This is a genomic window from Mesorhizobium australicum (assembly GCF_900177325.1).
In the GTDB taxonomy this organism is placed as follows: Bacteria; Pseudomonadota; Alphaproteobacteria; order Rhizobiales; family Rhizobiaceae; genus Mesorhizobium_A; species Mesorhizobium_A australicum_A.
In genome coordinates this window covers 1,773,401-1,785,667 of record NZ_FXBL01000004.1, presented here as the reverse complement: position 1 = coordinate 1,785,667, position 12,267 = coordinate 1,773,401, and the positions used below count along the sequence as shown (strand labels likewise).

The following is a 12,267-nucleotide window of genomic DNA, read 5'->3' as shown; positions in this document are numbered from 1 at the left end:
ATGGAACAGGAAGGGACGCAGCCGGCACGGCCGGTCGAGCGACCGCGCCAAGCCCGGTTCACGTCAGGATCGACCTTGCGGCATGTGATCTCGATGACGGCGACGGGTTCGATCGGCCTCATCGCTATCTTCATCGTCGACGCGCTCAACCTGTTCTACATCTCGATGCTGGGCGTGCAGGAGCTGGCGGCGGCGATCGGCTTTGCCGGAACCCTGCTGTTCTTCACCATTTCGGTGTCGATCGGCTTCACCATCGCGGCATCGGCGCTGGTGTCGAGGGCGCTTGGACGCGGCGACCGGAACGAGGCCGCGCGGCTCGGCGGTGCGTCGATGGTTTTCATGGGAGCCGCGACGAGCGTGCTCGCCCTCGCCATGTGGCCGTTCCTCGACACGCTGGTGGGCTGGATGGGTGCCAAGGGGGAAACGGCGCGGATCTGCGCCGACTTCCTGCGCATCGTCATCCCCTCCTCGCCGATCATGGCGCTCGGCATGTGCACGACCGGTATCCTGCGCGGCGTCGGCGACGCCAGGCGGGCGATGTACGTGACGCTGTCGGGAGGGGTGGCCGCGGCCATCCTCGACCCGCTGCTCATCTTCGGCCTGGATCTCGGCATCACCGGCGCCGCGATCGCGACCGTGCTGTCGCGCTTCATCATCCTGGCCGTCGGCCTGCATGGCGCACATGTCGTGCACCGGCTGATCCGCCTGCCGGACCTTGCGCGGCTGAAGGCCGCGACAAGGCCGTTCTTCGGCATCGGCGTGCCGGCGCTGCTGACGCAGATCGCCACGCCGGTCGGCAATACCTACGTCACGGTGCGGATGGCGGAGTTCGGCGACGACGCCGTCGCCGGCTGGGCCATTATCGGCCGCATCATCCCGGTCGCGTTCGGCGTGATCTTTGCGCTGTCCGGCGCGGTCGGGCCGATCCTCGGCCAGAACTACGGCGCCAGGCTCTACGGACGACTGATGGAGACGATGCGCGACAGCCTGGTCGTCACGCTGGTCTACTGCCTGGCGGTGTGGGCGCTGCTCGCGCTGTTCTCGAACCAGGTCGCGGACCTGTTCGGCGCGCATGGCGAGGCGCGCGAACTGGTGATCTTCTTCTGCCTGTTCGCGGCCGGCAGCTTCCTGTTCAATGGAACGCTGTTCGTCGCCAACGCGGCATTCAACAATCTGGGCTTTCCCGGCTACGGCACGCTGTTCAACTGGGGGCGCTCGACGCTTGGCATCATCCCGTTCGTATGGGTAGGCTCCACGTATTACGGGGCCAAGGGCGTGGTCGCGGGATGGGCGCTCGGGGCCATCGTCTTCGGCGTCGCCTCGGCGGTCGTGTGCTTCTGGCTGGTGAGGCGGATCGCACGGACCGCCGCTTCCGGCGCCGAAGACAACATCCCGGCCCCGCCGCCGACGGCGAATTCGCCGTTCTCGACCGGAAAGGCCGCGACGCTGTCGTGAAGCTTACTTTCGCTCGCGTTTCTTCACCGCCGCCTCGACCGCGCGCTTGAGTTCGTCCTTGAGCGCCGCGGTCTCGCTCATCACGGTGTCGATCTTCAGGAAGTCGAGCACCCGGAAACGGGAGACGGGCGGCTGGAGCAAAATGTCAGGCCTGCGTTGCGTCAGCTTCGTCTCGATGATCGACTGCATCATCAGCTGGCTCGTGCCGAACATCAGGTCGAGCGCGCTCGGCGCCTTGGCGGGGTCTCCGTCCGGCGCGCCGACCACGTCGATCGCGATCAGGATGTCGGCCTTGCCGAACAGAAGGTCGAAGGGCACCGGATTATAGAAGCCCCCGTCGATGTAGTACCTGCCGTCGCGCAGAACGGGGCGGAACACGGCCGGAATGGCGGCCGACGCGGCGATCGCGGAGAGGAGGTCGCCACTTTCGAAGACGGCCGCCTTGTGCCCGTAGAAGTCGGTTCCCGTCACCTTGAGAGGGATTTTCAGTTCCTCAAACGTGTCCGGCACCGCCTCCGGAAGGAAGGCCTTGAGGATGCGGCTGATGTCGAACTGGCCGAGCCTGAAGCCGCCGGCCACCGCCTCGCGCAGGCTGCCGGGCCGCGACTTCCAGATGCGGCTGGCAACCTCGCCGCGCCGGCCGAGGATCGACTTGGCATAGTGATGGATCTCCTCGCCGGTCATGCCCGCCGCCATGCCCGCGCCCATGATCGCGCCGATGGAAGAACCCGCGATTGCGACCGGCGCGATGCCCAGTTCGTCCAGAGCCTCGATGGCGTGGATATGCGCCAGACCGCGCGCGCCGCCGCCGCCAAGCGCCAGTGCGAAGGTCGGACCGCCGTCCCCGCGCGTGCGCCCTGCGGCAGGTGCCATCACTGGACCGCGCTCTGGGGCAGGGCCGGACCAAGCACCATCACCGCCGGCTGAGACTCGAGCAGTCGCTTCGCGGCCGCCTTTACATCGTCCAGCGTCACCGCCTCGATGAGGGTAGTGCGGCGGTCGATATAGTCGATGCCCAGGCCGTCAAGCTGGAGCTCGACCAGCGTGCGGGCGATCGCGCCCGACGTGTCGAGATTGTTGATGGCGTAGGCGCCGATCACATACTTCTTGGCGAAGTCGAGCTCAGCCTGGGTCGGGCCTTCCGTCGCCATTTTCGCCACCTCGGAGCGGATCAGCGCCAGCGTCTCGGCTGCGCGATCGGCCCGGGTCGAGGTGCCGATAACCAGCGCAGAGGAATAGTCGCGATTCACCAGCGCGGAGCTGATCCCGTAAGTGAGGCCTCGCTTCTCGCGCACCTCCTCGAAGAGGCGCGACGAGAACGAGCCGCCGCCGAGGATGTGGTTCATCAGGTAGGCGGCGAAGAATTGCGGGTCATTGCGCTCGATGCCGGGCCAGGCGAGCTGCAGCGTGGTCTGCGGCAGGTTGGAAGCCACGTTGATCTGCTGGGCGAACTTCGGCTCGGCGCGCACGACAGGCGAAAGGGTCGGCTCAGCCGGTAGATCGCCGAACAGTTCGTCCAGACGCCGCTTCAGCGTCTCGGCGTCGATCGCGCCGACCACGCCAACGACCAGGTTGCCGCGAGCGAAGACGCGGTCGTGGAACTGCCTGACATCGTCGGGCGTGATGGTGGCCAGAGTCGCCTCCGTGCCTTCGTCCGGCCGCGCGTAGGGATGGCCAGCATAGAGGGCCTCACGCCAGGCGATCTCGCCCTTGGTCGAGGGGTCGAGCGCGCTCGCCTGGATTCCGGCGACGATCTGGTCGCGGATGCGGTTCAGCGGCTCGGCGTCGAAGCGCGGCTGCTGGATCGCCAGGCGCAGCAGCGCAAAGGCCTCGTCCTGGCCCTCGGCGAGCATGCGCATCGAGCCGTAGATCGCATCGCTGCCGGCGCTGAAGCTCATCTCGGCGCCCGCGTCGTCCAGCCCAAGCTGGAAGGCGTCGCTGTCGAGATCGCCCGCCCCTTCGTCGAACAGGCCGGTCATCAGGTTGGCGAGCCCTTCCTTGCCGATCGGGTCCTGGGTCGACCCGCCGCGCAGCGCGAAGCGGATCGAGACGATCGGAACGGAGTAGTCCTCCACCAGCCAGGCGCGGACGCCCTTTGACGAGACGACGTCCTGGATCTTCACTTCGGCCCGCGCCGCGGAGAGGGCCGGCAGGGCAAGGAGAAGGACCAGCGAAATTAGGGCGACGATGCGCCCGGCAGCCATGCGAAGGGTGATCATCCGGCGTTTCCTCCCGCGGGCAGCAGGTAGCCCGTCACTGCCCGGTCGGGCGACAGATATTTCTTCGCGACGGCGCGGATGTCGTCCGTCGTCACCTTCCTGATGCGGTCCGGCCATTCGTCGATGTCCCGGATCGAACCCCCCGTGGTCAGCGTCGAACCGTAGATGCGCGCCATGCCGGACTGGCTGTCGCGGGCGAAGATCAGGCTGCGCAGGAAGCGGTTGCGGGCGCGGTCCAGTTCCTCCTGCGTGACGCCGCTTTCGATCAGCTTGGCGATCTCCGAGTCAATGGCGGCCTCGACCTCGGCCAGCGAGGCGGCGCCGCGGGGCGAGCCGTAGAAGGTGATGTCGGTGTCGTCGAGCGCGGTGCCCTGATAGTAGGCGCCGGCCGACGAGGCGATGCCGCGCTTGACGACCAGTTCCTGGTGCAGGCGGCTGCGGATGCCGCCGCCAAGGATCTCCGACAGAAGGTCGAGCGCCTCGGGCTCGCCGTCGAGCTTCTCGCGCACGGCACTCGTGTAGGACGGCACAAGCCAGTTCTTCTGGAAGCTCGGCACGCCGACGCGCGGGTCCTTAAGCGTTACCGTGCGTGCGGTATTCTGTTCGGGCTCAGTCGGTCGGATGCGCGGCGGCAGGTCCGGTCCGCGCGGCACCTTGGCATAGGTGTCCTCGGCGAGCTTCTTGACCGTCTCCGCGTCGACGTCGCCGGCAACGACCAGTACCGCGTTGTTGGGCGCGTAGTAGCGGTCGTAGAAGTCGATCGCGTCCTTGCGATTGAGTTGGGCGATCTCGTGCTTCCAGCCGATTACCGGCGTGCCGTAGGGGTGGTTCTGGTAGAGCGTCGCGTCGATCTCCTCGGCGAGGATGCCGCCCGGATCGCTGTCGACACGCGAGTTGCGCTCTTCGAGGATCACGTCGCGCTCCGGTCCGATCACCTCATCGGTGAGGATCAGGTTGCGCATGCGATCGGCCTCGAAACGCATCATATCGGGCAGGACGTCGGGCGAGACCTGTTGGTAATAGGCCGTGTAGTCATTAGAGGTGAAGGCGTTCTCCTGCCCGCCGATCTCGGCGACGCGACGGGAGAACTCACCGGGCTTCGCGTTCTTCGTGCCCTTGAACATCAGGTGCTCGAAGAAATGCGCGATGCCCGACTTGCCGGGTTCCTCGTCGGAGCCGCCGACCTTGTACCAGAGCATGTGTGTGACCACCGGCGCGCGATGGTCCGGGATGACGACCACCTCCAGCCCGTTGGCCAGGGTGAAATCGGCGACCGGCTCCTGCCGCACCTCCTGGGCCATGACGGCCGGCGAGGCGAGCACGACGAGGGAGACCGCCGTCGCCGTGGCGAGATGCCGATAGAAATGATGCCGCAATGCCCAAGCCCTCCGTGAATCAGGCGATTGTAGCGGGACATGTCGCCAAAGCGCGTGTCCGCAACATGGCCGTCGCGAAAAATTGTTGTCTTACGTCACTTCGACGAAGCGGATGATGGTGTCGCCATAGGATCTTTCATCGACGATCTCGAAGCCGTCGCCGGGTGAAAACGGCGCATCTGCGCCCTCCTCGACCACGCAGAGACTGCCCGCAACGATCCAGCCGCCGTCCCGCGCCGACGCGAGCGCCCGCTCGCCGAGGCCCTTGCCATAGGGCGGATCGGCGAAGAGCAGGCCGAAGGAGCCGAGCGTTCCCGAAGGACCGAGCGACGTAGCATCGCGGCGGAAGATCTTGGTGCGCCCCTGCAGGCCGAGCGCCTCGACGTTCTCCCGCACGAGACCGCGCCCTTCCGCCGATTCCTCGACGAAGACGCAGAAGGCGGCCCCGCGCGACAGGGCTTCCAGCCCCAGCGCACCGGTGCCGGAAAAGAGGTCGAGCACGCGCACCCCTTCCAGCCTGTCCGCGTAGCGGTGGGCGAGCACGTTGAAGAGAGCCTCGCGCGTCCGGTCGGTGGTCGGCCGGATCGCGCTGGAGCGCGGCGTCGCAAGCGGGCGGCCGCGGAACTCGCCGCCGACAATGCGCATCAATCGTCCTTGCGCGGCTTGCGGGGACCGCGCGGACGGAAGGAGGCGTCAGCCGCCGCGGGGCGCTTGCGACCCTGGCTGCCGTCGCGGGGACCCTCGGGCCGCCGGCTGGGCGCTACGTCCTCGCTCGGCTTCCCCTGCTTGCCTTGCGGGCGGGCGCCTGGCGCCATCCAGACATTCGCGCTGCGGGTCTTGGGCGGCTCGAAGGGCTTTTCGGTCCTCCCGCGCGGCCTGCCGCCGGCCGGACCCTTGCCTTCGAAACGGCCGCGCTCCGGCTTGGTGCCGAGCCGGCCGAGCACGTCCTCGCGGTGGTCTTCCCTCGCCCGCTTGCGGTTCTTGATCAGACCGCCCTCGCCGGGTTCGGAGCGCCGCTCGCGACGAGGTGCCGCTTCGGGCTCGGGATCGCGGGAGCGAACAACCGGCTTGTTGGAGAACTCCGTGACGACCGGCGCCTCGAAATTTGCGCCGGCCTCCGTGATCAGGCGGTCGCCGAGCTGGTCGCGCAGCGCCTTGCCCTTCAGCTCCTGCACCGCGCCTTCGGCGAGTTCGCCGAGCTGGAAGGGGCCGAAGGAGACGCGGATCAGCCGCGACACGTCGAGGCCGAGCGCGCCGAGCACGTTCTTAACCTCGCGGTTCTTGCCTTCGCGCAGGCCGATCGTCAGCCAGGCATTGGTGCCCTGCTCACGGTCGAGCGAGGCCTCGATCGAGCCGTAAAACACACCGTCGACGGCGATGCCGTCTTTCAGCGAGGCAAGCGCCTTCTCGTCCACGCGGCCATGGACGCGGGCGCGATAGCGGCGCAGCCAGCCGGTCGCCGGCAGTTCGAGCACGCGGGCAAGGCCGCCATCGTTGGTCAGGAGCAGCAGGCCTTCGGTGTTGATGTCGAGCCGGCCTATGGTCATCAGGCGTGGCAGGCCCTGCGGCAGCACGTCGAAGACGGTCTTGCGGCCTTCCGGATCACGGTTGGTAGTCACCACGCCGCCCGGCTTGTGAAACAGGAACAGCCGCGTCCGCTCGATCGCGGGGATCAGCTCGTTGTCGACATGGATCACGTCATCGGGCCCGACATTGATCGCCGGCGAGGCCAGCACCTTGCCGTTCACCTTGACGCGACCGGCGGCGATCATCTCCTCGGCGTCGCGGCGGGACGAAATGCCGGCGCGTGCCAGGCGCTTGGCGATGCGCTCGCCCTCCTCGGGCGCAGCCTCCTCGCGTGCCGGCCTGTCCGCGAACGGGCGCGACCGGCCGCCCGGACGCGGCGCTTCGCCATCGGGACGCTTGCGGAAGGGCTTGTCGCCGTCCTGCTTGCGGAACGGCTTGTCGCCATCGGGTCGTGGCCGATAGGCACGCTTCGGTCCGTCGGCGGCAGCAGCCGCGTCATCCCGGCGAGGACGGTATTCACGCTTCTCCCCGGCTTCCGCCGGCTTGCGGAACGGACGGTCGCCCTCAGGCTTCCGGTAGGGCTTGTCTCCCTCCGAACGCGGCCGATAGGCGCGCTTCGGCCCGTCGCCGGCGGCCGCATCATCCCGGCGCGGGCGATACTCGCGTTTCTCGCCGGCTTCCGCGGGCTTCCGGTACGGCTTGTCGCCACTTCTGCCTGCAAAAGGGCGTTCGCCGGGGCCGGACTTGCGGAACGGCCGTCCCTCGGCGCGCGCCGGCTTTTCGCCGCGGTCCTCTCCACGTGGCTTGAAACTCCTCTTCGGAGCATCGGCCGATGCTGCCGCATCGTCGCGGCGTGGCCTCGGTTCGCGCTTTTCGGCCGCCGCGCCCGCAGGCCGCGGCGTACGTTCCGTGCGATAGGCAGGCTGCCGGTCGCCCTTCTTTCGGGCAGGCTTGCCGTAGCTCGGCTTGCCGCCCTTCGGTCCACCCGAAGGGCCGCGTCCGCCAGGACCACCTCCACCGGGGCCGCGATTGCCAGGAGATTTCTTTCGTTCGTCGCTCATGTGGCCTTTGCCTCTCGAGGCGGGTAACTAACAGGTGCGCCTTGTTCGCGCGAGGGAATTCAGGGAAAGATGCACGTATCACGACGCGATTTCATGGCCGAGGCGCTCGCGGAAGCCCGCGCGGCGGCGGAGCGCGGCGAGGTTCCGGTCGGGGCGCTGATCGTCCGCGACGGCGTCGTGCTCGCCCGCGCCGGCAACCGCACGCGAGAGCTCAACGACCCAACCGCGCATGCAGAGATCCTTGCCATCCGCCAGGCCTGCGCCGAAACCGGCAGCGAACGGCTGACCGGCGCGGACCTCTACGTGACGCTGGAGCCCTGCGCCATGTGCGCCGCGGCGATTTCTTTCGCGCGGCTGCGGCGGCTCTACTACGGTGCGAGAGATCCTAAAGGGGGAGCGGTCGAAAGCGGCGGGCGCTTCTTCACCCAGCCAACCTGTCACCATGCGCCGGAGGTCTATGACGGACTGGCTGAAAGCGAAGCCGCCAGTCTGCTCAGATCGTTCTTCGCCGAAAGGCGCTCGTGACGAAGTAGCCTAGAAAGGCCACCAGCTCGAGCTCTTCTTGGTATGGCCGGCCTTGCGGCGCTTTTCCTTCTTCCACTCGTCTTCGCCGACGTCGTCGGTCGCAGCGGTCGCGGCGGGCTGGCGATATTCGAGCGGCGGCTCGCTCAGATAGCGGCGCTGGGTTGCGCTGCCCTGGTTGCTCATCGCGATGCGCCGGTTGAAATCCTCACGCTGCTTCTCGATCGAGACCGAGCTGCCGTCGAGATTGACGTCGTCGCCGCGGGTGGAGCGCACGGTCCGGCGGTTCTTCTCGATCGGCATGTCCACCTCGGGCTCGAAGCCGAGGCTGTCGCGGTTCTGGGTGGCGTCGGCGCGGACGCGGGCAAGCCGCGCCTCGGGCGATTCGGGCCAGGCGCCGCCGGCCGACGCCGTGGTGATGTTGTCCTGCGGGGTCGGGAGGACCTCGTCATTCGCCGGCTTCACCAGTTCGGGACGCGGCTTGTAGTCGATCTGCTCGCGCTTCTTGGTGCCGGACAGCGAGAACATGCCGGTCACGTCCTCCATCAGCTGGGTGTCGGCGGCCTTGCCGGTGCCGTAGGTCGGCGCCATGCCGACGCAGCCCGAAAGCGCGACCGCCGAGACGGCCGCTAGGGCGCCGGCGGAAATCCTGCGGGTCGTGCGGGCGTGCTCGATCGTCATCTTCATATTCGTCCGCTTCGTGTCGTTCGGAAGGTCATCCGGCCTCGGCGCCTTCTCCGACACCGATAACCCATCCCGATCCGGCAAAATGATGGCGCCGGGAATTCAAGCCTGTTTATCTCATGGCATTCGCCACGGCAACGACCGGGCGTTGCCGTCCGGTCACATTGCCCTGCAAATGCGAACAATCGCTAAAGACGGCCCAGCGTCTCGAGTTCGCGCAGCGCCGCCGCGTCGCGCGCGGACACATCCGGGAATTCCGGATCCGAGCCGACATCGGTCGTGTAGCGCCACGACCGCGCGCATTTCGTGCCGGGTGCCGCCTCGAAGACCACCGCCACGCCCTTCACCTCGTCAAGGCGGAAGGCATCCGCCGGCCCTTCGCCCGCGACGACGGAAATGCCGCTGGTGATGGCGACCTCGGCCATGTCGACATCCGCGACGGCGGCTGCGAGCTCCGGATCGGCGATAAACACGCGCGGTGCCGCTTCCAGCGACGACCCGATCGCCTTCTCCGCCCGCTTCAGCTCCAGCGCGCCGGTGACGACGCGGCGTACGAGCCTCACCTTGCGCCACTTCTCAGCCAGCGCCTCATCGCGCCAGCCGGCCGGAACGTCGGGGAACTGCTCAAGATGCACCGAACGCGCGCCCGGATTGCGGTCGAGCCAGGCCTCCTCGGTGGTGAAAGGCAAGAGCGGTCCAAGCCATTTCACCATGCAGTCGAAAAGATGGCGCACGACCACGACCGAAGCCTTGCGGCGCACGCTCGACGGCGCATCGCAGTAGAGCGCGTCCTTGCGGACGTCGAAGTAGAAGGCCGACAGGTCTACCACGGCGAAGTCGAGCAGCGACTTGGCGATGCGCTTGAAGTCGAAGGCGTCGTAGCCCTTGCGCACGATCTCGTCGAGTTCCGACAGACGGTGCAGCATGAGGCGCTCCAGCTCCGGCATGTCGGCGAGCGCGACTTCCTCGCCCTCGTCGTGCGCCAGGGTGCCCAGCATCCAGCGGATGGTGTTGCGCAGCTTGCGGTAGGCGTCGATGTTGGTCTGGATGATCGACTTGCCGAGGCGCTGGTCCTCCCAATAGTCGGTCGTCGCCACCCACAGCCGCAGGATGTCGGCGCCGGACTGCTTCATCACGTCCTGCGGGAACACCTGGTTGCCGAGCGACTTCGACATCTTCCGGCCGTCCTCGGCCATGGTGAAGCCGTGGGTGATGACCGCATCGTAGGGCGCGCGGCCGCGCGTGCCGCAGGCTTCCAGAAGCGAGGAGTGGAACCAGCCGCGATGCTGGTCGGAGCCTTCGAGGTAGACGTCCGCCGGCCACTTCAGGTCGGGCCGATCCTCCAGCGTGAAGGTATGGGTCGAGCCTGAATCGAACCAGACGTCGAGGATGTCCTTGACCATCGTCCACGGCTCGTTGGCGCGGGAGCCCAGGAAGCGCTCGCGCGCGCCCTCCGCGAACCACGCATCGGCCCCTTCTTTCTCGAACGCTTCCAGGATGCGGGCGTTGACGGCGTCGTCCTTGAGCACGTTGCCGTCCTCGTCGGCGAAGACGCAGATCGGCACGCCCCAGGCGCGCTGGCGCGACAGCACCCAGTCGGGACGTTCCTCGATCATCGCGCGCAACCGCGTCTGCCCCTGCGCGGGCACAAAGCGGGTAGCGTCGATGGCTGCCAGCGCACGGGTGCGCAGCGTGTCCGACTGAGCCTTCTTCGCCCCTGCTGGCAGGCCATAGCCGTCCAGTTCCTTGTCCATGTGGACGAACCACTGCGGCGTGTTGCGGAAGATGACCGCCTTCTTCGACCGCCAGGAATGCGGATACTGATGCTTCAGCTTGCCGCGCGCGAACAACATGTTGCGGGCGATCAGTTCGTCAATCACTGCCTTGTTGGCATCGCCCTTCTTGCCGTTGTCGTCGATGACGCGCGCGGCGCCACCCTCGCGGTCCGGCCCGAAGCCAGGCGCATCCTTGGTGAAGAAGCCGGCGTCGTCGACCGTGAACGGGATCGCCGTATCGATGCCCTTCGCCCGGAGATCCTTCGCCGCATCCGTCCAGGCGTCGAAATCCTCGCGGCCATGGCCGGGCGCGGTGTGCACAAAGCCGGTGCCGGCGTCGTCGGTCACATGGTCGCCGGGAAGCAGCGGGACGACGAACTCGTAGCCGCCACCGAGACCCTTGAAGGGGTGCTCGGCCGTCATGCCAGCCAGCACGGCAGCATGGACGGCGCTCTCCTTCTCGAAAGTCAGCTTGGCCTTTTCGGCGCACGACCCCACAAGCGCGTCGGCGATGACGAAACGCTCGCCCGGCTGTGGCCCGTAGTCGTTCTCCGCCGACACGACCCTGTACATGCCGTACTGGACCTTCGGCGAGAAGGCGATCGCGCGGTTGCCTGGGAGAGTCCATGGCGTCGTCGTCCAGATCAGCACCGAGACCGGCACCTCCTCCAGGCGGAAATCGTTCTCACCCGGGCCGGTCGCAACGCGGCGGAAGAACTCCTTTACCGGGAACTTCGCCCAGACCGTATCGCTTTCATAATCCTGATATTCGACCTCGGCCTCGGCGAGCGCGGTGCGCTCGACAACCGACCACATCACCGGCTTGGAGCCTCGATAGAGCTGCCCGCTCTTCGCGAACTTCAAGAGCTCGCCGGCAATGCGTGACTCGGCGTGGAAATTCATCGTCGTGTAGGGATTGTCGAAGTCGCCGATAACGCCGAGGCGCTGAAACTCGGCGCCCTGCACCTTGATCCAGTTCTCGGCATAGGCGCGGCATTCCTGGCGGAACTCGACCATGGCGGCCGGCTGCGACAGGTCCGGCTTCGCCCTGCCCTTTGAACGGTAGTTCTCCTCCTCGATCTTCCACTCGATCGGCAGGCCGTGGCAGTCCCAGCCGGGCACATAGTTGCTATCGAACCCGCGCATCTGGAAGGAGCGCGTGATGATGTCCTTGAGGATCTTGTTCAGCGCGTGGCCGATGTGGATGTTGCCGTTGGCGTAGGGCGGGCCGTCGTGCAGCACGTATTTCGGTCGCCCGGCCGCGTCCTCGCGCAATAGCTTGTAGAGCCCCATCTCCTGCCAGCGCGCCACGATCTGCGGCTCCTTCTCGGGCAGGCCCGCGCGCATCGGAAAATCCGTCTGCGGCAGGTAGAGCGTGGTGGAATAGTCGATCTTCGTGTCGGTCATGATCGGTCGCAAGGTTTTGCCCGGATGCGCGACAGCGCGCGGGCAGGCCAATATCACGGATGGAAAGACGCGCAAATGCGCGGGAAACCCGGACCGTCGGCAGCCGTTCAGGCCGGCCGGACGGCCGGGCCGATAATTCGTATGGCGCGGATGAGGTGGCGCGGGGTCATGAGGGGCTCTGTATCGCAGGAACCGCGCCGACGGAAGGGGTTCATTGCGAGCGGCCGCAGCGATGTGTATG

General features: G+C 67.2%; 9 protein-coding genes. 2 read left to right on the top strand and 7 right to left on the bottom strand.

Features of this window, described 5'->3' with window-relative positions:
- A complete protein-coding gene (locus B9Z03_RS11065; protein ID WP_085464265.1) occupies positions 1–1,455 on the top strand; it encodes an MATE family efflux transporter in 1,455 nt (484 codons plus the stop codon).
- Between the two features lie 3 nt (positions 1,456–1,458).
- On the opposite strand, the gene B9Z03_RS11060 is transcribed toward B9Z03_RS11065, so the two are convergent.
- The 5 genes from B9Z03_RS11060 to B9Z03_RS11040 form a co-directional block, all read right to left on the bottom strand.
- On the bottom strand, positions 1,459–2,328 hold the full coding sequence (locus B9Z03_RS11060; RefSeq protein WP_085464264.1) for a patatin-like phospholipase family protein: 870 nt from the start codon (positions 2,326–2,328) through the stop codon (positions 1,459–1,461).
- Complete coding sequence (locus B9Z03_RS11055) at positions 2,328–3,674, bottom strand: M16 family metallopeptidase (RefSeq protein ID WP_085464263.1); 1,347 nt, start codon at positions 3,672–3,674, stop codon at positions 2,328–2,330. Before B9Z03_RS11055 ends, B9Z03_RS11060 begins: the two co-directional genes overlap by 1 nt.
- Entirely contained in the window at positions 3,671–4,975 is a 1,305-nt protein-coding gene (locus B9Z03_RS11050) for a M16 family metallopeptidase (RefSeq protein ID WP_085467601.1), read from the bottom strand. The genes B9Z03_RS11055 and B9Z03_RS11050 overlap by 4 nt, the downstream gene beginning before the upstream one ends.
- 165 nt (positions 4,976–5,140) lie before the next feature.
- Positions 5,141–5,695, bottom strand: coding sequence for a 16S rRNA (guanine(966)-N(2))-methyltransferase RsmD (gene rsmD, locus B9Z03_RS11045; RefSeq protein WP_085464262.1), 555 nt, complete (start codon positions 5,693–5,695; stop codon positions 5,141–5,143).
- Complete coding sequence (locus tag B9Z03_RS11040) at positions 5,695–7,638, bottom strand: pseudouridine synthase (protein WP_139832229.1); 1,944 nt, start codon at positions 7,636–7,638, stop codon at positions 5,695–5,697. The genes rsmD and B9Z03_RS11040 overlap by 1 nt, the downstream gene beginning before the upstream one ends.
- A gap of 69 nt (positions 7,639–7,707) precedes the next feature.
- Here B9Z03_RS11040 and B9Z03_RS11035 point away from each other — a divergent pair, with 69 nt between their 5' ends.
- Positions 7,708–8,163: a nucleoside deaminase gene (locus B9Z03_RS11035; protein ID WP_085464261.1), complete on the top strand. Its 456-nt coding sequence runs from the start codon at positions 7,708–7,710 to the stop codon at positions 8,161–8,163.
- 9 nt (positions 8,164–8,172) lie between these two features.
- Here B9Z03_RS11035 and B9Z03_RS11030 read toward each other — a convergent pair whose 3' ends face one another.
- Together B9Z03_RS11030 and ileS are read right to left on the bottom strand one after the other, a co-directional pair.
- Positions 8,173–8,841, bottom strand: a complete 669-nt coding sequence (locus B9Z03_RS11030; RefSeq protein ID WP_085467600.1) for a hypothetical protein — start codon at positions 8,839–8,841, stop codon at positions 8,173–8,175.
- Positions 8,842–9,032: 191 nt separating this feature from the next.
- Complete coding sequence (gene ileS / locus B9Z03_RS11025; RefSeq protein ID WP_085464260.1) at positions 9,033–12,026, bottom strand: isoleucine--tRNA ligase; 2,994 nt, start codon at positions 12,024–12,026, stop codon at positions 9,033–9,035.
- Between the last annotated feature and the right edge of the window lie 241 nt (positions 12,027–12,267).